Origin of the sequence: Spirosoma sp. KUDC1026, from assembly GCF_013375035.1 — a bacterium.
Taxonomy (GTDB): Bacteria; Bacteroidota; Bacteroidia; order Cytophagales; family Spirosomataceae; genus Spirosoma.
This window is the reverse complement of the sequence record NZ_CP056032.1, coordinates 1199477-1222432: the sequence shown is the minus strand read 5'-3', so window position 1 is coordinate 1222432 and position 22956 is coordinate 1199477. Positions and strand designations below refer to the sequence as shown.

Below are 22956 nucleotides of genomic sequence, written 5' to 3'. Positions count from 1 at the left end.
TGATTACCCAAACCGATTTCCGAAAAATCGTGTTGCTGAACTCACAAGCCCATCCGTCTGGGTCTATTTTGTGGTTCATTGTTATGCGTTTTCTGTATCGTTTCTGCTTCTTATTTTTACCCGTACTCGCTGGCTGTGACAACCCCGTTCAGCAAAACCAGCCAAACGTTTATTACGACGTCGCTGGCTTTGTTCAGAATCAGGTAAAAGCCCTGACGGCCGCAAAACCGCTGGTTAGCAAGGCTGTACAGATTAATAGCAACAAAAGTCAGCATCAGACCAGTAACATCAACTGGACACGCGAGCTGGAACTGTTCATGCAGGCCGACATCAACAAACCTGCGTTACGAAATAGCTACCAGATTACCCGTCCGGACTCGGCTACGTACCAATACACCCTCAAACCAACCGAGGAGCGTTTAACCGTTCGTTCGCTGCTGGTTCGCCTGGACACCCAGACTCAGCAACCCCGGCGGATCGAAGCCGTACTGGCTACCAGTAACCCGCTCTATACATCGGAACGGCGTATCCTGCTGGAAGGCACGCCCACAACCGGTACCTCCTGGTCAATTCACCACTACCGTCTGACCGGTTTTCAGCAACTACCCTTTTTTGATAAGAGTACCTTCTTCGTTGAGGGCACCTTATAAAACCAGATTTGTCTTTACTACGTACTTATTAAGTAACCAGCCTGCATCATTCGATAAGAATTGTCCCGCTCGTTAAAAAAAGCAGGTGGCTAGGTACAGGCATACCAGCATGAATCCCATTTCCTGCATATTATTGTCTTAACATTAGTAATTGGATTATACTAATGCTAGGGTCGCATTTAAACCTTATGTGGTAGGGCTGTATCTATACTATATATTTCTTTACTCAATCCTATTTTTTCTATTAATAAGCTTTTTTTATTGTAGAATTCGTCTTATTATTGTTTATATTTTATTTAGGCTTAGTTTTTGTAGCATAGATCTATAAATAGTAAATTATTTACGCTAACCTGTTGCATTTTAGCGAATAATCTTTTTATTTTATGATTCGCAATACGGGCCGGTAATAAAAACACTTTAAACTATACACTATCGAAACACTGCTCTACGTTACCTAATTGTCTTACTGAAAATGGAAAAAGCCCAGGTAAACGACAGTGAGTTGATTTCCCTGTATATCCGTGGTAATGAAAAAGCCTTTGCTAAACTAGTGCAGCGGCACAAATCGAAGATTTACACAACCATTTACCTGATCGTCAAAGATCAATACGTGGCAGAAGATTTAATGCAGGACACGTTCATTAAGGCCGTGGACACGATTAAGTCGGGTAGATACAACGAAGAAGGCAAATTCTTACCCTGGATTATCCGAATTGCTCACAACTTGGCCATTGACTATTTCCGAAAAGATAAACGCTATCCCAATGTAGTGTTTGAGGACGGAAGCAGTGTGTTTAATACGCTTGAGTTCGCCGAGGATTCAATTGAATCGCAGCAGATTCGCCAGGAAACACACGAGCATTTGCGCGAGTTAATCCAGCGGTTGCCGGAGCAACAGCGGCAGGTGCTTATTATGCGGCATTACGAGGAAATGAGTTTCCAGGAAATTGCCGATGCGACCGGTGTTAGTATCAACACAGCTTTGGGACGTATGCGTTATGCGCTGATCAATCTGCGCAAACAACTGAGCAAACGTTCGCCAAGTTATGATAAAAACATTTACCCAAAATGATGTAATCCGGTACGTCTATGAGGAGACCTCTCCCGAGGAAAATCTGCTCATTGAAGACGCAATGATGACCGAGCCGGACCTGATGACTTTTTTCCTGGATACGCTTGAAACAAAAGCGCTGCTGGATAAGATTGAGCGTCAGCCCCGTCAGGATACGGTTCAGTCAATTCTAAATTACTCCAAATACCATTCGGCTAACCCACCTATCCGGCTGCGTCAATCGTAGTCTACTTGGTGGGTTTTGTCATGTAAGCGCAGATCATCCGATCTGCGCTTCAGTTTTGCTATGCAGAAAAAAGAACGCTTTCGGCTGTTCATCGAATACTTTACCCAGCATTTCCCGGAACCTCAAACCGAACTTAACTTCAGCAATCCGTATGAACTGCTGGTCGCGGTTATCTTGTCCGCCCAGTGTACCGACAAACGGATTAACCAGGTTACACCGGCTCTGTTCGCCCGGTTTCCGGAGCCAGAATCACTGGCTGCGGCCTCGGCCGACGAAGTGTTCACGTACATTCGTAGTGTGTCGTATCCGAATAACAAGGCTAAACACCTGGTCGGGATGGCGAAGATACTACTGGAAAAGTTTAGTGGAGAAGTCCCGGCAACGGTCGAGGAGTTACAACTGATGCCGGGTGTGGGTCGTAAGACGGCTAACGTGATTTTATCGGTGGTATATAACCAGCCGACTATGGCCGTTGATACGCACGTATTCCGGGTCTCGCATCGACTGGGCCTAGCTCCGCTAACAACAACCACCCCCTTGGCCGTTGAGAAAGCGCTGATGGCTCATATTCCCAAGGTGTATGTCCCGAAAGCGCACCATTGGTTGATTCTTCACGGGCGTTATATCTGTCTGGCACGCAGCCCAAAATGTAACGAGTGTGACCTGAGGAGCTTCTGTAAATACTACGAGAAGCTTGTTGCTCAGACAGCCTAATACGTAATGAGCCTGGACTAGTTAGTTGTCCAGGCTCATTACGTATTAGTACTGTTCGGTCGTCGCGAAGAAGAAATTACTTTCTATTTCGGCGTTCTCATCGGAATCGGAGCCATGAATAGCGTTGGCTTCCATAGATTTTGCGTATAGCTTCCGGATCGTTCCTTCTTCGGCCTGTGCTGGGTTGGTAGCGCCGATCAGCTTGCGGAAGTCAGCAACTGCGTTCTCTTTTTCCAGAATCATCGGTATGATTGGACCCGATGCCATGTAGGTACGCAGGTCATTGTAAAACGGCCGCTCCCGGTGAACGGCGTAAAACTGTCCCGACCGTTCGGTGGTCAGCTGTGTTTTCTTGATCGCGACAATCCGAAAACCGGCTTCTTCAATTTGTTTGATAATTGCTCCTACGTAGCCAGATTCTACTGCATCGGGCTTGATCATCGTAAATGTTCGATTCGTTGCCATATTGGGTTAGCTTGCTGTCTGTCTTAGTTTGATTGTTTGGTTAGTTAGTAGCTCAGAGCGCCAGAGGCTCACTTAACAGAATGGGTGCGACTTGATTGTTTCATCGAAATACACCGACTGCGCCAAATATACTCATTCCTCCGAAAAGCCACGCCCGCGGTCTGACCCGCAAGTATGCAAATTATTCGTACTTTTGATCTTCGATTTTGGCTTCGGCCGTATTAGTATGCAAGACATTGACGCGATTAGCGCGCTGATTGGTCAAACGCCGAGTAGTCCCGCACAAACGATCCTGATAACCACGCACCAGAATCCAGACGCTGATGCGATGGGATCATCCCTGGGACTGGCGGGTTACCTACGTAAAAAAGGTCATCGGGTAACGGTTGTTACGCCCACTGACTACCCTCAGAGTCTTTACTGGATGTCGGGGAATGATGAGGTGGTTGTGTTCGAAGAGAAAATTCGGGCGTCGGTCAGTCAGATGATGGCCGAAACAGATCTTATTTTTTGCCTCGATTTTTCGGCCCTCGATCGGATCAAAGACCTCGGCCCTATGGTTCGTCAGTCCCGTGCCCGTAAGGTGCTTATCGATCATCACCTCGAACCGGAATCCTTTGCTGACGCAGCTCTTTGGGATCCTACGGCGGCCTCAACAACTGAGCTTGTTTTTCGCCTGATTGTTGAGCTGGGCGATAAAAACCTGATTGACGTTCCCATTGCCGAATGCCTGTATGCCGGCCTGATGACTGATACGGGTTCTTTCCGCCATTCCAACACAACCGGTAATGTGCACCGCATGGCGGCAGAACTGGTCGATTTGAAGATTGACGTCAGCAGCATTCATCGTCGTATTTTTGACAACGTATCGCTCGATAAATTCCGGTTGCTGGGCTACGTTCTGAACGAAAAACTCAAAGTACTACCTGAGTACAAGTTTGCTTACATTACCCTGACCGACGCCGAGTTGAAGCAATACCGCTCCAAAACTGGTGACACAGAAGGCATGGTGAACTACGCGCTTTCCGTCGACGGCGTCGTGATGGCCGCTATTCTGATTGATCGTCTGGACGAAATTCGTATTTCATTCCGCTCAATTGGCAACTTCTCCGTTCGGGATTTATCCAGTGCACATTTTAACGGTGGTGGCCATCGCAACGCGGCTGGTGGGCGCTCCAGCCTGTCGTTGCAGGAGACAGAGCAGAAGCTTTTATCGATTCTACCCCAATACCAGCAGCAGTTATTGGCTACGTTCTGAACTGTTTGTTGTTTTTACCGGCTTATACCAAATAACGAGTTGGCCATCGTTTCATTCTAAAATTAGTATCTAACCATTAATCTCTCATGTCTTTCAAACATCTCGGGCAAGCCGTTCTGATCATCGCTATTGCAGCGGCCTGCGGCAAAAACCGCGTTCAGGTAACGGAAAATGGCCTGAAGTACCAGATTCACGAACAAAGCGACAACGAACGCAAGGGTAAAGTCGGCGACATTCTGACGATGCACCTGACGCTGCTGAATAACAAAGATTCCGTTTTGCGTGACACGCATAAAGAAGGTGCTCCCTTTCAGATGCTGCTGCAGGTTCCACCGTTCAAAGGCTCCTACGAAGAAGGCCTGACCATGCTGAGCAAAGGCGACAGCGCTACGTTCTACGTGAGTGCCGATTCTCTGTTTACCCGGGCAATGCAGCCACTGCCTCCGGGCGTTGAGAAAGGCTCTGACATTGGTATCGCCGTTAAGGTGATGAACATTCAGACCGAAGACGAATACAAAAAATCGCAGGCGGCTGATTTTGAGAAGCAAAAAGCGATTGATGCAAAAATTGTTGATGACTACGTGGCGAAAAACGGTCTGGCGGGCAAAGGCCAGAAAAGCCCATCGGGTCTGTTCATGGTTACGACGCAGCCCGGCAGCGGCCCAACACCAAAACCTGGGGATGTGGTACTGGTACATTATACCGGTAAACTGCTGGACGGTAAAGTATTTGACAGCTCCCTGACCAATCCTCAAATGGGTGGCAAACCTGCTCAGCTGCAGATTGGCGTAGGCATGGTTATCCCCGGCTGGGACGAAGGTGTCATGAAAATGCACAAGGGCGAAAAAGCAACGCTGGTTATTCCATCGACGCTAGCGTACGGCCCCCGCGGCAATCAGGGCATTGCGCCAAACTCGGTGCTGACGTTTGACATTGAACTGGTCGACATTCAAAAAGGTCAGCCGGGCCAGATGGGCATGCCACAGCCGCAACCAGGCCGCTAAGCCGATCTGATTCCGGAAAATTTTCTCAGTCACAAGAGCCGTTTTGGAGTTTATACGCTAAAACGGCTTTTTTGTGCTTATGGAACTATGCTTTGCTACCAATAACCAACACAAACTCGATGAAGTAGCCGCCCGGCTGGGGGATGCCTTTACCCTGAAAACACTACGTGACATTGGCTGTACGGATGAGCTGCCCGAAACGTCGGGCACTATTCCCGGCAACTCACGGCAGAAGGCCGAATACGTCTGGACCCATTTTGGCGAGTCCTGCTTTGCCGACGATTCGGGCCTAGAGGTCGACGCACTCAATGGCGAACCGGGCGTTGACAGCGCTTTCTATTCAGGCAGCCGCGACGCCAGCCAGAACATTCAGAAACTGCTGACGAACCTGGCCGGTAAACCAAGCCGTAAAGCCCGATTCATTACGGTTTTCACCTTACTCCTCCACGGGGTCGAACACCAGTTTGAGGGCATTATCGAGGGCGACATTATCGGTGAACCGCAGGGAACGGGAGGTTTCGGCTACGATCCGATTTTTCGCCCACGAGGATACGATAAGACGTTCGCCCAGATGAGCAGCGAGGAGAAAAATGCCATCAGCCACCGGGCACAGGCCTTGGGGAAAATGATTATCTATTTACAGAGTCAGATCAGTTAAAACGAAAATCCCCGACTACGCGCAACGTAGTCGGGGATTTCTTATGTCATACAGGCACGCTCTTAATAGAACTTCGCCCGGCGGTCTTCTACTTTAGCATCTTCTTTAATGGCTTCATTGATATAGAAGCTGGTACGTGAAGCACCGTTCTGCTGAAGCTGCGTTTTATAGATCGAGTAGTCAGCAACAGCTGGGGCTGGTGTAATGCTGGTGGTTTCCATAATCAGGACACCGCTCTCGCCAACGAATGGTTTCGAACGCTTACCGGCCTTCTGACCAAATGCTTTACCCAGTGCCGTTGGATCCACACCCGCACTACGCAGGAAGCCCGTTGCCAGGTTTACATCGTCAACGGTTTCAACCAGTGCCCCCGCGCCGTATTTCTGCGCGATGGCCTCCAGTGAACCACTGGCGTTACCCAGCTTGCTGATGATTTGCTCGCCTTTCAGTTCGTTACGAACTTTAGCAGTCAGCTCAGTCCGGTAATCGTCAACTTTCACATCGTCCTCATCGGTTGCATTTGTCAGCACTGCAATAACATACTGGTCACCCAGTTCGAACGGCTCTGATACGTCGCCAACGTCAGTCTTACTATCAAATGCCCAGCGAACTATCGAACGGGCATCGCTGAGTGCATTGATCTGGTTGGCATTTTCTGGAATCCGTTCGGCCGTTGCTACCACAAGTGATTTGTCTTCTTTCACTTTAGCATCGAACTCTTCCTTGGTATTAGCTTCCGACGCAAACTGGTCTGCTTTCCGCAGCGCTTCATCACGCGTGGTCTGGCTGGGGTTAATCGTTTTACCGATAGCCGCAATCCGATATAGCGTGTTCGTTTTAGGCTGGGTTACGTTGATGATGTGGTAACCAAAGTCTGTTTCAATGACGCGGGGAATCAGACCGGCCGACGTAGCACCAAATACGGCCGATTCGAATGGTTTCACCATCTGCCCGTTGTTTTTGAAGTACCCCAGGTCACCGCCCTGTGCCCGCGATCCATCTTCGCTGAACTGCTGCGCCAAGGCTTCAAAGCTGGCACCACCCTGAATCTGACGGAGCAGATCTTCGGCCCGGCGACGCGCGCTGGCTTTCGCCGAATCCCCCTGCGCACGCTGGGTGCTGATTAGGATATGGCTGGCCCGTGCGGTGAAGCTGGTATCTTTTTTCGTACCGCCGTATTTGTAGATAAAATACGTATTGCCTTCCCGGAAGGGACCGTAAATACCACCCGGCGCGAAGGTTGGGATAGCCGCCCGCAGTTGCTCTGGCATCTCACCGGCTGTCAGGTAAAGGGGTACGCGAACATCACTGTTCTGCTGCGCAAAGGTCGAGTCGTTTTTAGCAGCACCCAGACCACGAGCCAGTGATTTAATGTCGTTGTACAGCGTAGCGCTGTCTTCTTTCGATGGAGCAATCGAGAACGTAACGTACTGAATACTGCGGCTGTTGGCGCCGGGGTAATCTTCCTTATGTTTGTCCAGGTAGTCCTTCAGTTGCGAATCCGTTACTTTAATGGCCGTATCGTTGACCGCGTAAAAAGGAACGTAGAGGAATTTAACGTTGGCCTTTGTATTCTGCGCCTGATACTCTTTCTGCGCTTCAGCCGTTGTAGCGAAAACCGACAGACGCATCAGACCTTCATATTTTTCGCGGAGACGGTCAGAGCTCAGGTTCTGCTCAAAGCTGGCCCAGGCAGCCTGCTGCTGTGGCGGCAGGTTTTTCAGCCCTTTCAGGTAGTTGATAATGGTTGACTTGTCAAATACGCCCGTTTCTGGGTTCGTAAATGCCTGCCGAACAGAAGGACTGATGTTGTTCCCCTGTACCATATCCACCAGTTCTTCGGGCGATACTTTCAGACCGAGTTTATCGAACTGCTTCTGGTAAGCAATTTCAAAGATGAACTGATTCCAGGCCTGTTCGCGGATCTGGGCCAGATCCTGCTCGGCGGGAGCCCGCCCAGCTTGCTGTTCAAACTGCGCCCGCAGCTGATCTACTTTCGCATTAAACTCTGGATAGTCAATGGTTTGGCCGGCAATTTCGCCAACCTCCTGCTGGTTTCCCCCGAACAGCGTACTCCGGCCGCCGAGCAAATCACCACCCACGATGAACAGGAGCAAGCTGACGGCGATAATGCCTACGGCCAACCCTGAACGTTCTCTGATCTTGTTAATGACAGACATTTCGCTTTTTACGTACAATTTAGCCCGCAAAATAACAATTTACTTGGCTGTAATACAAGCGAAATTGTTCTGAATAACGATACAAAATAGGCTTTTTTGTGGTCACGACTGATTGTCCGTCAACTGATTGGCAATTTCAGTAAATAATTCGCCTTCAGCACCCACTACACCGAAACGAGCAAACAATTCTTCGGTGTACCAATTTCGCTGCCGGGTCAGTCGAACAATCTCTTTATGTCCACTCTGTCGATAGGCGTATTGATCAACAGCCGCCGGGCTGCGCCAGACGCTGATGGTACACTGCTGCACGATGGGTACTTCACCCACACCAATCCCAAACAAGAGCTGATTACCCTGCTGCTGCAAACGCTGACGGGCCTGTGGTACGTGACGCCAGAAGTCGGGTAAGGCGCGGAGCCGGATCGTCGCGCGGGTCAATACGGCAACTGGTAAGTTTGGGCTCACGGGCAGGGAAGTTCCATTCTCGTCATGAAATGGATTCTGTCCGCTCCATAAACCGTGGGAGCGCTGCGGTGTCAGATACAACGTACTGACCGATTCTGTCCCCGTCTGTAATTGCTGAAACAACGCTGACTGGCTGAATTGCTGCGCTGTGTTTAAATCAGGCCAGACGCCCAGAAAAACGTAAGTCGACCAGTCGGGTACCAACCCGAAACTATGTCCGCTGCCCATCAGCTTTCCAAACTGCAATGCGGGTACCTGAGCTGGCTGACGTAGCCAGCGCCCCATATTTGCGAAAGCCCGGAAACGAGCGCCTACCGCGTACCGAAAAGCGGTCACTGTTACGATACTCATCCGATCCAGTGCACGAAAAAATTTTTAGCTACGTGAGCAGAATATATTTCACACGCCATCTTGTCCATAATTCTTTAACCAATAATCAACAAAGTTGGGGAGAACCAGCCACACCTGTAACGCACAAACGCCGACCCTAGTTTAAGGTCGGCGTTTGTTATATGCTACTATCTAGCCAGCTACTATGAGCCGGATATTAGTTGTTATCAAGTTTATCACCTGCTTTGTCAAAAGCATTGCCAATGTTACGGCCTGCCTTTTTAAAACCAGCTTTAATATCTTTCCAGGCCGCAGCCGATGCGTTCTGCGCTTTGTCGATGTCGTTGCCCAGTTCTTTCCGATCCTGCTCCAGTTCAGCCAGTTCCTCTTTCGATTCAGCTTTCGCTTTGGCACCCTGACGTTTTATATCAGCCTGCAAATCATCGATTTTAGCGTCCAGCTTATCTTTTTGCTCCTTCATTTCAGAGACAGCCTCTTTGCGCTCCCGCTCGAAATCGTCACCAACTTCGTCTGCTTTTGCTTCGGCTTTATCGCCAGCTTCTCTCATATCTTCACGCGCTTCAGCTGTAGCATCTTTAGCATCGGCTTTCATGGCATCACCCGTCTGCTCCATAGCATCTTCGGTACGCGACTCATTTTTGTTGTCTGAGCTACAAGCCTGCAAAAGTGCCAGCGAGGCTACCAGCATCATCGTACCACCAAAATTCCGGAGTTGTCCTAAAGCGAGTTGTGTCTTTTTCATAGCGCTTGTGTAGTTTAGTTCTGCTTCTACTTGGACAAATGCTGTGCCAACTCCTGGTAGTTCTACTGCTTCCACTTGATGGCGCAACCAACGGGCTTGGTAATAGGCGACTGCACCGGTCGGCCGGCCAGCAAATTACTGACAGCCTCGTCGACATACTGACGCTGCACCTCCGCCTGGTCCTGCGGGTTGTCATCAATCGCTCCTGTATATTCGAGAACGAACTGCCCGTTTGCCTGATTCAGCACAAAAACCTGCGGGGTACGACTGGCCCCAAACGCACGCGCTACGGTCTGTGTATCGTCCAGCAGGTAAGGGAAACTATAATTTTTCGCTTTTGCCCGTTCTTTCATCTGCTCAAATGTATCGTCGGCATAAGCCGTCTGATCGCTGGACATAATGGCTACTACTGAAAACCCCTGTTGAACAAACTTCTGGTTCAGGGCCATCAGCCGCTCCTCATACGCATTCGAGAACGGACAATGATTACTCGTGAAGACAATAATGACGCCCCGCTGGCTCCGAAAATCGCCCAGCGAAACGGATTTCCCATCCACATTCTTCAGGCTGAAATTGACTACGACGTCTCCCAGCGTGTAGCCCTGCCGGAGCTGCGCCTGACTGTCCGTACCGACAATCATCCAGCACAGAGTCAGGGCAGCAATTAGTAAATATCTCATTTGTTGCCGTAAGTCGCTTTTTTAGCGCTCACTGTTTAGACAACGTTAGCGACAAAATGATTAATTCCGGTTCAAGCTTTAGGGAACGAACACTTTCTGCGTGCGTTTCTGCCCGTTGGGCGCTATTATTTCCAGCAAGTATAGACCAGGTCGTAACGGCTGTGCGGGTATAAAATCAATACCCCCATCGTTTGTCTGCTCCAGTTTACCGGAAACGACCTGCCCAGTATGCATCAACAAACGTATCTGAGCTTCTTCGACATTCCAGAATTGGGCATGAATCCGGTCGGGGCTGGCTGGTTGCGGATAGACCATCAACCCCAGGTCGTTGGGCCGGACGATGGCAGCGATGGGTTTGTACGCATAGGCCGTTCCGTCAAAGTCGATTTGTGTAAGGCGATAATAGTTTACGCCCGGCACTGGATGGGTATCAATCAGGCCATAATTCTGCCGGGTCGAGGTTGTTCCGTTTGCCGCCACTTCACCAAGGGGAATGTACTCGGTCAGATCGCGGCTCCGTTCGATAATGAACCGATCGGCGTTTTGTTCCGACGTAGTACTCCAGGCTAACTGTACCTGGCTCGCTTCTGGTTTTGCCGTAAATGAAAGCAGAGAGACAGGTAGCGAACCGCTGATGTCGCGCATGATAATAGTACCGATCTGCATGACACCAACGCCATCATTGAGCCGAAATTTGAAATTATTGATCGTCTGATTAGCAGTTAGTACGGCCTGGTCGTTGGCAAATTTCGTCGTACCTACCCAGATGTCATACGTATCGTCGGGCAGGGATTCCATAACACCGGTGGGCGATACGTATTTGAGCGCAGCCCCTGAATTGTTCATGGCAAACGTAATGGTATGCTTTCCGGAAAATGACGCGCTGACCAGTCCCCCCCCACCGCTGGGCACGGTACGCACCTGAAACTGTCCCGAGCCCGTTGACGCCAGCGCAATCCCTAATCGGGCATACGTGTCGCCGTTGTTTGGGTTGGTTGGGCCAGAACTAAAATTACTACCTACATAGAACATGACCGCACTCGTACCCGTCACCGACGGATCGCTCGAAATCACTTCGAAACTAAACTGAACGTGCAACGAGGTGGGTGTTCCCGCAAAGTTCGACGACCGGGAGATGTAGCCCGTACTGGCGTCGGTCGGGCGGCTAAACTGAACAGCGTTGTTTGTAATGGTAGCATTCAGTCCGGACAGGCCATTGACCTGCGAATTGTTGGGCGTGCTGCTAACGTAGGATGCGGGAGTACCGCCTGCAGAGAAGTTCTGTTCGAAGTAAGTCGTCTGAGCATACAAACGAACGCCAACAGCCAGGAAGCCCAGCATGGCAGTCAGGAAACGAATAAACATGAATAGTGTGTGTTACGATGGTACAAATCCGTCGCAAACTATTCATTTATACCTACTTATACCACTATTTAGTAGATAAATGTGCCCGTTTCAGCTTCTATAGTTACTCGCTTACCCTCATAGGCTTCTACGTGACCAATGATCTGAGCATCAATACCAAACGAGTTTGCGATGTCAATAACGCGCTGGGCATAGGTTTCGGAAAGGTATACTTCCAGCCGATGCCCCATGTTGAAGACTTTATACATCTCCTGCCAGCTCGTACCGCTCTCCTCCTGAATCAGCTGAAACAGGGGTGGAACGGGGAACAGATTATTTTTGACAACATGCACATTATCAACAAAGTGAAGCACTTTTGTTTGCGCCCCGCCCGAGCAATGGACCATTCCGTGAATCTGCGGTCGTAGCTCTTCCAGCAATACTTTGGCAACGGGCGCGTAGGTACGCGTTGGCGAGAGAATAAGCTGGCCAACGGTCAGGCCAGTCGACTCAACCAGGTCGGTTAGGGCTTTTGAGCCGCTGTAGACCAACGACTGGTCAACTGCCGGATCGAAACTCTCGGGATATTTGCCAGCCAGGTAATGCCCTAATACGTCATGCCGGGCCGAGGTCAGGCCGTTGCTGCCCATTCCACCGTTGTACTGTGTTTCGTAAGTAGCCTGCCCAAAGGAAGCCAGCCCAACGATAACGTCACCCGCCTGAATCCGATCGTTACTGATTACCTGATCACGACGCATCCGGGCAATCACCGTACTATCAACAATGACGGTACGTACCAGATCGCCCACATCGGCCGTTTCGCCACCGGTGCTGTAAATCTCGACGCCGTGGTCGCGCAGCATCTGCAGTACCTCTTCGGTACCACCAATAATTTCGCTGATAACTTCACCCGAAATCAGATTCTTGTTCCGACCGATTGTCGACGACAAGAGCATGGGTCCGGTAGCGCCTACACAGATCAGATCATCGGTATTCATCACGATAGCATCCTGCGCAATTCCCCGCCACACACTCAGGTCGCCCGTTTCGCGCCAGTAGAGGTACGCCAGCGATGATTTCGTTCCGGCTCCGTCGGCGTGCATGATCGTACAGAAATCGGGGTCACCAGCGAGCGTATCCGGTACGATTTTGCAGAAAGCTTTTGGAAACAGGCCCTTATCGAGTTGGGCAATGGCGTTGTGAACGTCTTCTTTACTGGCGGAAACTCCGCGCTGGGTATAACGGTCAGTCATGGGGCAAAGGTAAAGAAAAGGAGGAAAGGGAGGAAAGGGACGAGGGGGAAGAAAGGGAGTAGAGGAAAAGCGAGCGTCAGCAATCCCTTTCCTCCTTCTTCCCCTTCCTCCTTCCCCCCTAATATTCTATCCCCGCTTCGGCGCGCACCTGATCCAGTAAAGTCATCAGATTCAGGCTGTCGGTTAGCGACCAGAGCGGGCTTTCGGTCTGACCGTTGGTCAGGCAGTCCATAACGTGTTTCGCTTCGAAGTTGTAGCCAAAGGTCGCCCGCTCAAACGTATGAGTTTCGGGTTCCTCGCCGATTCGTTCGACGGTCAGGCTGGTGCTTTCGTGCCAGCGGCCATGCACCTTGATCAAACCTTCGGTACCGTATACAAAGGCTTCGCAGGGCGTCTTGGCTCGTAACGTACTGTCTAGTATGGCCATTTCTCCGTCGGCATACGTCATAATAATACCAACCTGCTCATCGACGCCCGTCGATCCGAACGTAGCGGTAGCCTTAATCGACTGCGGCATTCCCAAAATAAAATAAGACCAGAACAGGGGGTAGATACCGATATCCAGTAGAGCCCCACCACCCAGTTTTTTATCGAATAGACGCCCTTCGGGGTCGAACATTGCTTTGAAACCGAAATCGGCCCGGACGCCTGTAACCTGACCAATCGCGCCTGATTCAACCAGTTCGCGCGCTTTCAGTAATGTCGGCATGAACCGACTCCAGAGGGCCTCCATCAGAAACACCCGTTTCGAACGCGCCGTATCGACCATATGCTGCACCTGCGCCAGATTCATGGCAAACGGTTTTTCACCCAATACGGCCTTGCCCCCGTTAAGCAGCATAACGGCATCGTCGTGATGCCGAATATGGCGTGTAGCCACATAGACGACATCCAGCTCCGGCAGCGTCAGCAGATCCTCATACCGGCCAAACGAATGGGGGATAGCATACTGACCAGCGAACTCATCCGCCCGCTGCTGATCGGAGGAAGCGACGGCGTACAACGTAGCGTCGGGTACTGTTAGTAAGTCTTTTGCGAATTTATGGGCGATATGGCCCGGCCCCAGAATACCCCAGCGAATCATAAGAAGCTGTTTGAGTTAGCGATTTAGGCCGAAAAGTAGTGAATTTTTGTTGTCAACAATCGGACCGCCGAAGCAGGCACTTTTCGAAGACGTAGCCATACTACGGGCGAGAAAAGTAACGCAGTTGGCAGCTAAAAGACGCGCTTAGCGGCCAAAGCGATTAATTCAACCAGCTTCTGAACACGACACAAGTTGAGAGAAGATGAACAGCCTAAATTACCGGGCTGGTCGGCAGTCAAATCTATAGTTTTTTCCTAAGTTGCGGCCTTACCATCCTGTTTACTAGTGAAAAAATACTGGTCCCTACTCATTCCGTTGTGCTTTCTTTTCCTGATTACCCCCGTCTTCGGGCAGATTGTCGAGCAGGCTGACCCTCTACGGCCCTCTACCAAAGAGCCCATCCTGACAGACTCGATTAAGGTCAATAAAGACTCAACGAGAGCCAGACAGATCGCCGATTCTATTGCCGCAAAGAAACCAGCTCAGCCGGATCGAGTCCATACCGTACGGTACCGCTTCTCCGCCGACGGTACCATTACCAGCGGTAATGTCAACCGGACACTGCTGCAGTTGGCCGGCGCCACCGATTACGAGTTGAGTAACTACTTCAAGATTTCCAGTAACCCGTCGTTTGTGTATGGCGAGCAGAGCCGTGTACTGGCTGAACGCGAATGGTTCGGTGATTTCCGGACGACGTACCGGTACGCCAACCGGCTCTATTATCTGGCTTTTGGCTCCTTCGAACGGAGTAACCTCCGGCAGATCGACCGACGCTGGACCGTAGCGGGGGGAGTGGGTTATAAACTGGTGGACAAGAAACGTGTGTACATCTCGGTCACCAACGTACTGGTGCAGGAGTTCACCGATTTCGTTGAGTTGAATGACATCAATATCATCCGAAACTCGGCCCGGCTCTACGGCGAATACACATTCGGAGCCGATCGGTTCAAAGTGACGCACACGGCCTTTTATCAGCCCGCCCTGGGGCAATATAACATCCGCTGGAACGCTAGTGTCAGCCTGCAAATCAAGTTAACGACACTCGTCAGCCTCCGCTCTACATTGGCCAATGCCTACGAGAGCCTCGTTGTTCCAGGCCGCCTGAACAACGACCTACGATTCACGGTGGGGTTGGTGTATGAGAAAAAATAGGAACAAGGAGGAGAGGGAAGAAGGAGGAAAGGAAAAATGAAGCGAATGTCTTCAAAAATCCTTTCCTCCTTCCTCCCTCTCCTCCTTGTTTATTTCTTCTCCGGATACGGGATAATTAACTTTTCGCCACGGGTGGCGATGTCTTTACTTTTCTTGTTGGCCCGCATAATGGCTTCTTTGCTGACGCCGTATTTCTGCGCCACAACACGTAGAACGTCACCCGGTCCAACCGTATGAACCGCCATCACTTTTACGTTCAGTTTGGTCACACCCGCCTTTACATCCGACTCCGATACCCCCGGATTGAGTTCTTTCAGCGTACTGAGTTTCATGTTATACCGGTTGGCAACCCCGTAGAACGTTTCACCGTTACCAATGGTATACGGACGCGTTACACCACCCGGCTTCACAGCTACTTTCTCGACGGGCCGCTCTTCTTTTTTCTCCTCCTTCGTTGCGGCAGCGGGCTTCTCGACCTTCTTCTCAACTTTCGGCGGCTCGGCTTTCGCTACGGATGCTTTCTTTTCTTCTTTGGGCGCACTGGCTACCGGCTTTTCGGCTACGGGCTTATTAGTCGTTTCCCGGTTAGCCGCGGCCACCTCTTCGGCTGTAGCGTCGGCTACCGGCACGTCGGCAGGGGGTTCAGCCTGCGACAGATCGACGGGTGCGGGCTGCGACGAGGTATCCGTTTCCTGGGGGGCCATCAGCATTTCTGGATCTTCCTGTACCAGCGCCTGCTGCGTCGTCGTATCTAGTGCTACGTTCGTCAGTTCGTCAGATCCGTTCGTGTCGTCGGAGATGTAATCATATCCCACATACAGCAGCGCAACGATAATGCCGACCAGCACCACGAGGGTCAGAGCGGGAATGCTGGAGTTGTTATTAGGGCGTGAGTTTGTTGTTTCTTTATCGGTTTCCATAATACGTTGTTATCCGCTCAGGGCGTAATAAGTTGACGGCTCATATCGGCTACTTTTTCCTTCAGTTCTTCTTTGAACGTAGCCAGGTTCTGTGCTACTCGTTCGTCGAATGCACCAACGATCTGCGCGGCCAGAATGCCTGCGTTACGGGCACCATCCAGCGCCATTGTTGCTACCGGAACGCCCGCGGGCATCTGCAGGATAGACAATACAGAATCCCAGCCATCGATGGAGTTACTGGATTTGACGGGAACACCAATAACGGGCAACGTAGTGAGTGAGGCTACCATACCTGGCAGGTGAGCAGCCCCACCGGCCCCGGCAATAATAACTTTAAGCCCCCGGTCGCGGGCTGACTTTGCGTAGTCGACCATTTTTTCGGGCGTCCGATGCGCCGATACAATGTCCATTTCCCAGGCGACCCCAAGCGTGGTCAGAACGCTGGCCGCTTCCTGCATGACCTTACGGTCCGACAGGCTACCCATGATAATACCGATCATTCAGAAATTAATGTAATTGACTATCTGCGAAGTAACGTAAGATTGGCGGACTTTTCCCGGTCGTTCTCCTATTTTTTTGTTACCGGGCCGCGTCTGCAATTTTTGATGCATCTATCAGCCATTGGTTTAATCGAGCTGTTCCTGCATCCGCTTAAACCACATTTTTGTTACACTGGCTTGTCAGGCCATGACTTGCAGATTAACAGCAAATTAATTCGGTTACCGCCCTATGCTACCGCAACGAAATCAGCGTTCTAGTCGTATTATTTGTACTGCACAATCAAGGTATATCGACTGACTTTTCTTTTCTGTATGCGTCATTTTTTACGGTTACGGAATAGCCTGCCCCTGGCGAGTGTATTCCTTCTTATCTCTTTCTACAGCAGCGGTCAGCCACTTCCTCAGTACACGGCGCAGCAACAGGCCAAACAGCTTGAAATTCAGCGGATCATTACGGCCGATCGGGCAGAAAACTACCAGCGAGCCCTTAATGTGGCCCAGAAACTGGGTCGTCCCCTCCAACAGCGCCGATCCGACGGTACGGTAGTCATCCTGAGCGGTATTAGCGAAACGGGCGAACTCCTTTATAATACTACCTACAGTGCAACACAAGCGGGCCAGAGCCTGCGAACCTCATCCTTGTATTCGGGCGGCAGTCTGGGCGTATCATTGTCAGGCAGTACGCTCTCCAACAAAATTGCGATCTGGGACGGGGGCAAGGTACGCAGCACGCACGTTGAGTTCAAAGCGCCAACAGGTACTGGAAGCCGCATAACGCAAGTAGATAATGCCACTGCACTTAGTGAACATTCCACACACGTATCGGGCATCATCATGGCAGCCGGCGTCAATCCGCAGGTACGGGGTATGGCCTTTGGTACCAATTTACGAGCCTATGATTTTGAAAACGATGCTACAGAGATGACATCGGCTGCACCTAATTTATTAGTTTCCAATCACTCCTATGGTTCGCAGGCTGGCTGGATCTATAACAGTGATCGGAAGACAACGACCAAATGGGAATGGTGGGGCGACACCACGGTTAGTAAGACTGAAGATTATAAGTTCGGGGTTTATAACTCAACGGCCCGAAGCTGGGATCAGATAGCCCAAAACGCCCCTTACTATCTGATCGTTAAGTCAGCAGGAAATAACCACGGCTCAAACGGCCCGACGGCTGGACAGCCTTACTACCTTAGCTCATCTGATGTAATCAGTACAGTACCCCGTGCCAACCAGAACGGTTACGACCAGGTTGGCACATACGGAACGGCCAAAAATATTCTGTCGGTAGCAGCCGCCAGTATCTTACCGTATGGCTATAACCAACCGGCCGACGTTGTTCTTGGCGGCTTCAGTAGCTGGGGGCCTACTGACGATGGCCGCATCAAACCAGACATTGCAGGCATAGGCGTTGGTGTTCTGTCGTCAATCTCCACGAATGACAGTGCCTATGCGGCTTACGATGGTACATCTATGTCGTCGCCAACCGTAGCTGGTTCGGCATTACTGTTACAGGAGCTATACAGCCAGCGTAATAACGGTTCGTTCATGCGTTCGTCAACGCTGCGGGGCTTAATTCTGCACACGGCCGACGAAGCAGGTACGTCGCCCGGACCGGATTATCGCTTTGGCTGGGGGCTTATGAATACCGAGCGGGCCGGACAGGTTATTCTTAATACGAACAAGAATTACTTACTCAACGAACGCACCATCAACCAGGGCGAAACCTATTCGTTGACGGTAGTCGCTTCGGGTCGGGGGCCGCTAATGGCCTCAATTTGCTGGACCGACCCCGCTGGCACCGCCACGAACGCCCTTAACGAGCGCACACCACGGCTGGTCAACGATCTTGACCTGCGTGTCAGTGACGGCACTACGACAACGCAGCCCTGGGTGCTGGACCCTGCCAATCCCGCCAATTCTGCTACACGAGGGGATAACGTTCGAGATAATATTGAACAGGTGCTCGTTGCCAATCCAATTCCAGGCAAAACATACACGCTGACCGTTACGCATAAAGGCACGTTAAGCGGAGCTAAGCAGGATTATGCGCTGTTACTCAGTGGCATTGGGGGTACGGCGTCCTGCGTATCACGAGCTACTTCAACGGCCGACACCAAAATTAGCCGCGTTCAGTTCAATACAATCGATCAGGCGGGCGCTACAGGCTGCACGGCTTACACCGATTTTTCGGGTGTTACTACGTCCGTTCAGGCTAGGCAACAGATACCGCTGATAGTTTCGCTGGGCACCTGTGGCGCAACGAAGAACGCAGCTATCAAAGCCTTTATCGATTGGAATCAGAACGGCAGCTTTGACGACGCTGGCGAAACCGTAGCCACGTCGACAGTGCTGACGAATTCGAGCCAATTCACCGCGACAATTACCGTCCCGACGACAGTTCAGCCGGGTCAGATTCTTCGTTTCCGCATTGTAGCGACTGAAACTGACAATGCAGCAAACGTTACCAGTTGTGGTACGTATGCGAACGGCGAGACACAGGATTATGTGCTCAACGTCATTCAAACCACAAACGATGTGGGTACTACAGCGCTGGTATCACCGGAAGCCAATTTCTGTAGTCAGCCGGGGCAGTTTGTCACCGTGCGTGTGCGTAACTATGGCGCTGCTACGCAGACGAACGTACCGGTATCCGTTACCATTACCGATGCCAACAGCGCTTCCGTTGCTACGCTGACGGGTACGGTGCCTAGTATCGCGGCTTTCCGGGAAACCACGCTATCGCTGGCCCTGCCAACCGGCACTGTTCTGCAGGCGGGCCAAACGTATCAATTCGCGATTACGACCAGCTTACCAAACGACCTCAACGCCACGAATAACACCCTTGCCGAAACCAGATCTGCCGCATTGGCGTCAACAGGCGGAATTTTTTCGGCCATGCGTTGCGGCAGCGATACCCTTTCGTTACGTAATGCAGGTAGTGGAGTGGCCTACTGGTACGATGCGCCCACAGGCGGCAATCTGCTCGCAGCCGGTAACCAGCAAACACTCCGAACCTTACCTGCCGGCGGGCAACTGTACGCAGGGCTAAATGATTTTTCGGGCATGGTCGGACCAGTCAGCAAAAGCGCCTTCGGGGGCGGTTCGTATGCCGGTAATTTTGGGCCCGCTCCCCTAGTATCAACCCAAGTTCCGCTCCTGATCGAAAGCGCTCGTCTCTACATTGCGGCAGCCGGAAAGCTCACCTTCACCGTTCAGAAATACGACAATACGGTTGTTTCGAGTGTCACGCTGGATGTGCAACCAACGCGCAGCCAAAGTCTGACTGCGGTCAGCAATGGGCAGTTGGTCGATGATCCAAATGATCCGGGAGCCGTGTACCCGTTGAACCTCCGCATTCCGGCAACGGGTGATTACAAAATAGCCATCAGCTATGCCGACGGTGCATCCATTTTCCGGAGCAACGTAGGCGTTACGGGTTTTCCATTCCAACTGACCGCGCAGAATGGAACCCCGCTGGTTTCAGTAAAAGGCTCACTATATGATAATGGTACAACCATGGACACGCTAAAAACGGCCTGGTACTATTTCTATGATATGCGGGTACGGGCACTAGACTGCGCGGGGCCACAACGGGTAGCTGTTCCGGCAACTTCCGGTACGACTCCTGTCGCTACACTGACTGCTAATGGATCGACCAGCATTTGTCAGGGTTCCAGCTTGATACTACAGGCAGGTTTGGGTACTAGTTATTCGTACCAATGGTACCGTGACGCACAAGCTATTTCGGGAGCAACCAGCAGCACCTTGTCGACTGCGACGGCGGGCAGTTATGCGGTCCAGATTGCGAATGGGTGTCCACCGGTTCGTTCGTCAACCGTTGCCGTAGTGGTTCAGACGCCTATCATGCCAATAATTACAACCAGTGGCCTGACGTTAACAACCAGCGCTCGTAGCAATATTCAGTGGCTTCTAAACGGTGTATCCATTACCGACGCTACCAGCACGAGCCTTACTGTTGTTCAGTCGGGTCGCTACTCCGTCAGGGGCAGCGTTAATGGCTGCGGTGAGCTGATTTCGGACGAGACCTACGTAACGATTCTGGCAGCGGAGCCTACCGTTCAGGAGCGAACGCTGAGCGTTTACCCAATCCCGGCAACGCATCAGATTACAGTCTCGTTGATGAATATGCCTATGCTCTCGTCCACACCTATTGTCCGCCTGACCGATTTACGGGGAGTTACGGTTCGAACGGCGCCCCTACAACGTAACGGTGTCGACTATTCGGTTGACCTGGATATTGGCGATCTACCCGGCGGCACCTTCCTGGTTGTTATCAATGACCAGGCGTCTCAATCAATCTGGGTTAAACGAATTAAGAAGCAATAGTTGCCCTACCCCAAAATGGCAACAGCCCGCTACCTTCAGGTAGCGGGCTGTTGCTTTTATGAGCAGACCCTTGTGTCTTATTTGCCCTTAGTAGCGTCTTCCTGCGCAATAGCTAGTTTGACCGCTTCGTACAGATTAACAACACCACCCGTTTTAGACAGCCCTTTGAAATCTACCGTATCCGTCGATTCTGGCTTATGCACTTTGATCGCGTAAGGCGTTGCCGACTGTTCAATAATCCGCTTGATGTCAGCGTAGGTCAGTTTTGGAAAGTACGATTTGAGCACGGCAGCAACACCCGCTACAACCGGCGAGGCCATGCTGGTGCCATCGTTGTTCTCGTATTTACTACCGGGAACAGTTGAATAAATAGCCCGGCCTGGCGCAAAAACATCGACCGATTTTTTACCGTAATTCGAGAAACTGGCGACCAGATCATCACCGGTGCTCTCAGCGCTGGCCCCTACCGTAATTACGTTTGGAATGTCTTTCCCATCCAAAAACCGAGGAGCTGGGTAGTTGGCAGCCGTGTCGATATCTTTGCCGTCGTTACCAGCAGCGTGTACCATCAATACGCCTTTCGACAGTGCATAGCGTTCAGCATCTTCAACCACTTTGCGGTTTGGCGAGTAGTCTTTACCAAAGCTCATATTGATAATCTGCGCGCCGTTATCAACAGCGTAGCGAATGGCATTGGCAATGTCCTTATCGCGCTCGTCACCGTCGGGCACGGCCCGGACGCCCATGATCTGAACCGCGTCGGCAATACCCTTGACACCTAGTTCATTCGTCCGATCAGCTCCAATAATTCCGGCTACGTGAGTTCCGTGATCAGGGCGAGGCCCGGCAATGTCGGGGTTGCCGTAGTACTTTTCGGTCATGTCTTCCGGGTTATCACCCACAATAGCCCGACTGTCAAATTCCGGGTTGTAGTTATATTCAGCCCGGCCTTTGAGTTGCTCGTTGGCCTTTTCGAGTTCGCTGATTACGTCGTCAGTATTGGCGACTTCCTGCTGCTGCATGAACCGCCGAATCGCACTGACCGGCCCTTTCAGCATTTCGTTTGTGGTCGTATCAGCGATGTTCCGTAGGGCCGTCGTATCCAGCGTTTTAAGGTTATATGCGCTTTTGATCGCGTTCACAGCCCCCCCGAACTGCATATAAAATTGACTTATTCCCTGGTACTGCGCCTTGTACTGGGCCTGATTTTTCTCGACTTCAGCTTTTGTCTTTTTGTAAAGATCAAACTCCTTCTGTTCGTCAGGTTTGAGCCCCGTGCGGGTTTTTCCTTCGTATTTAGGCTTTAGCTTAGCGTACAGGCGAGTTACTTCGGCCGTTTCGTAGCTTACATTACGTCCATCTTTGCCGCCGATGAAGTTCCAGCCGTGGATATCATCGACATACCCGTTCTTATCATCATCAATTCCATTGCCCGGAATTTCTTTTGGGTTTACCCAAAGTACCCGGCGCAGGTCTTCGTGCGTCGTATCAATTCCACCATCGATAACCGCCACCACAACCGGCGTTGGCTTACGATTTTTCAACAGTTCGCGGTATGTCTTTTCGACACTGATCCCGGCCGACTTATCCGATTTATCCGAGAGATACCACTGGGATGGTTGTGCCACCGCCCCTGTTGCCAGCAGACCCATTGCTGCATATACTAGGAGTGTTTTCATATACTCTAAACGTTCTGCTTTGCAGTAAAGCTCAATAAAATCTGGAAAAGTCTATTCAGCAATTCTTAAAACTTGTTAAAATCTCTCTTCTGAGGACTGGTTTAACAAAATCATAAGGTTACTGAATGGTCCTGTTTTCTGCCTAACGGTTTTTATCTTTTTGTTAACAACCGGTTCAAATTTGTAGTTGTAGAAATAATTCCACT

At 51.0% G+C, this 22956-nt stretch carries 20 protein-coding genes; 9 read left to right on the top strand and 11 right to left on the bottom strand.

The features are described from left to right. The first annotated feature begins 83 nt into the window (after positions 1–83). From HU175_RS05205 to nth, 4 genes are all read left to right on the top strand, one after another. Positions 84–650: a hypothetical protein gene (locus HU175_RS05205; RefSeq protein ID WP_176565578.1), complete on the top strand. Its 567-nt coding sequence runs from the start codon at positions 84–86 to the stop codon at positions 648–650. Between the two features lie 472 nt (positions 651–1122). Beyond that, positions 1123–1722, top strand: coding sequence for an RNA polymerase sigma factor (locus HU175_RS05200; RefSeq protein ID WP_176565577.1), 600 nt, complete (start codon positions 1123–1125; stop codon positions 1720–1722). Beyond that, the gene (locus HU175_RS05195) at positions 1697–1948 is read left to right on the top strand and encodes a hypothetical protein (protein ID WP_176565576.1); all 252 of its coding nucleotides are present in this window, start codon (positions 1697–1699) and stop codon (positions 1946–1948) included. Before HU175_RS05200 ends, HU175_RS05195 begins: the two co-directional genes overlap by 26 nt. Positions 1949–2008: 60 nt before the next feature. Continuing rightward, complete coding sequence (gene nth / locus HU175_RS05190) at positions 2009–2662, top strand: endonuclease III (protein ID WP_176565575.1); 654 nt, start codon at positions 2009–2011, stop codon at positions 2660–2662. Between the two features lie 45 nt (positions 2663–2707). Here nth and HU175_RS05185 read toward each other — a convergent pair whose 3' ends face one another. Then, a complete protein-coding gene (locus HU175_RS05185) occupies positions 2708–3127 on the bottom strand; it encodes a nucleoside-diphosphate kinase (protein WP_176565574.1) in 420 nt (139 codons plus the stop codon). Positions 3128–3353: 226 nt separating this feature from the next. Here HU175_RS05185 and HU175_RS05180 point away from each other — a divergent pair, with 226 nt between their 5' ends. The 3 genes from HU175_RS05180 (at position 3354) to rdgB (ending at position 6047) form a co-directional block, all read left to right on the top strand. Then, positions 3354–4385 carry a DHH family phosphoesterase gene (locus HU175_RS05180; RefSeq protein WP_176565573.1) on the top strand — a complete coding sequence of 344 codons (1032 nt, stop codon included), beginning with the start codon at positions 3354–3356 and terminating at the stop codon, positions 4383–4385. 86 nt (positions 4386–4471) lie between these two features. Next, positions 4472–5389: an FKBP-type peptidyl-prolyl cis-trans isomerase gene (locus tag HU175_RS05175; protein ID WP_176565572.1), complete on the top strand. Its 918-nt coding sequence runs from the start codon at positions 4472–4474 to the stop codon at positions 5387–5389. A gap of 79 nt (positions 5390–5468) precedes the next feature. After that, positions 5469–6047 carry an RdgB/HAM1 family non-canonical purine NTP pyrophosphatase gene (gene rdgB / locus HU175_RS05170; protein WP_176565571.1) on the top strand — a complete coding sequence of 193 codons (579 nt, stop codon included), beginning with the start codon at positions 5469–5471 and terminating at the stop codon, positions 6045–6047. Between the two features lie 62 nt (positions 6048–6109). Here the strand turns inward: rdgB and HU175_RS05165 are convergent, their stop codons facing one another. From HU175_RS05165 to HU175_RS05135, 7 genes are all read right to left on the bottom strand, one after another. Beyond that, the gene (locus HU175_RS05165) at positions 6110–8227 is read right to left on the bottom strand and encodes a peptidylprolyl isomerase (protein ID WP_176565570.1); all 2118 of its coding nucleotides are present in this window, start codon (positions 8225–8227) and stop codon (positions 6110–6112) included. Positions 8228–8329: 102 nt separating this feature from the next. Next, a complete protein-coding gene (locus HU175_RS05160; protein ID WP_176565569.1) occupies positions 8330–9043 on the bottom strand; it encodes a DUF3291 domain-containing protein in 714 nt (237 codons plus the stop codon). A gap of 196 nt (positions 9044–9239) precedes the next feature. Beyond that, the gene (locus tag HU175_RS05155; protein ID WP_176565568.1) at positions 9240–9785 is read right to left on the bottom strand and encodes a hypothetical protein; all 546 of its coding nucleotides are present in this window, start codon (positions 9783–9785) and stop codon (positions 9240–9242) included. 62 nt (positions 9786–9847) lie between these two features. After that, a complete protein-coding gene (locus tag HU175_RS05150; protein WP_176565567.1) occupies positions 9848–10465 on the bottom strand; it encodes a thioredoxin family protein in 618 nt (205 codons plus the stop codon). A 78-nt stretch (positions 10466–10543) separates the two neighbouring features. Then, positions 10544–11830 (bottom strand): hypothetical protein, encoded by a 1287-nt coding sequence (locus HU175_RS05145; RefSeq protein ID WP_176565566.1) that lies wholly within the window; start codon positions 11828–11830, stop codon positions 10544–10546. A gap of 68 nt (positions 11831–11898) precedes the next feature. Then, positions 11899–13062: an AIR synthase related protein gene (locus HU175_RS05140; protein ID WP_176565565.1), complete on the bottom strand. Its 1164-nt coding sequence runs from the start codon at positions 13060–13062 to the stop codon at positions 11899–11901. Positions 13063–13180: 118 nt separating this feature from the next. Beyond that, a complete protein-coding gene (locus tag HU175_RS05135) occupies positions 13181–14146 on the bottom strand; it encodes a Gfo/Idh/MocA family protein (RefSeq protein WP_176565564.1) in 966 nt (321 codons plus the stop codon). 285 nt (positions 14147–14431) lie between these two features. Here HU175_RS05135 and HU175_RS05130 point away from each other — a divergent pair, with 285 nt between their 5' ends. Continuing rightward, positions 14432–15298: a DUF481 domain-containing protein gene (locus tag HU175_RS05130; RefSeq protein ID WP_176565563.1), complete on the top strand. Its 867-nt coding sequence runs from the start codon at positions 14432–14434 to the stop codon at positions 15296–15298. Between the two features lie 89 nt (positions 15299–15387). Here the strand turns inward: HU175_RS05130 and HU175_RS05125 are convergent, their stop codons facing one another. Beyond that, positions 15388–16218, bottom strand: coding sequence for a LysM peptidoglycan-binding domain-containing protein (locus HU175_RS05125; RefSeq protein ID WP_176565562.1), 831 nt, complete (start codon positions 16216–16218; stop codon positions 15388–15390). A 17-nt stretch (positions 16219–16235) separates the two neighbouring features. Beyond that, positions 16236–16718 (bottom strand): 5-(carboxyamino)imidazole ribonucleotide mutase, encoded by a 483-nt coding sequence (purE, locus tag HU175_RS05120; RefSeq protein ID WP_176565561.1) that lies wholly within the window; start codon positions 16716–16718, stop codon positions 16236–16238. Between the two features lie 312 nt (positions 16719–17030). Here purE and HU175_RS05115 point away from each other — a divergent pair, with 312 nt between their 5' ends. After that, positions 17031–21071, top strand: a complete 4041-nt coding sequence (locus tag HU175_RS05115; protein WP_176565560.1) for a GEVED domain-containing protein — start codon at positions 17031–17033, stop codon at positions 21069–21071. A 77-nt stretch (positions 21072–21148) separates the two neighbouring features. Here the strand turns inward: HU175_RS05115 and HU175_RS05110 are convergent, their stop codons facing one another. Continuing rightward, complete coding sequence (locus HU175_RS05110) at positions 21149–22750, bottom strand: S8 family peptidase (RefSeq protein ID WP_176565559.1); 1602 nt, start codon at positions 22748–22750, stop codon at positions 21149–21151. Positions 22751–22956 lie beyond the last annotated feature (206 nt).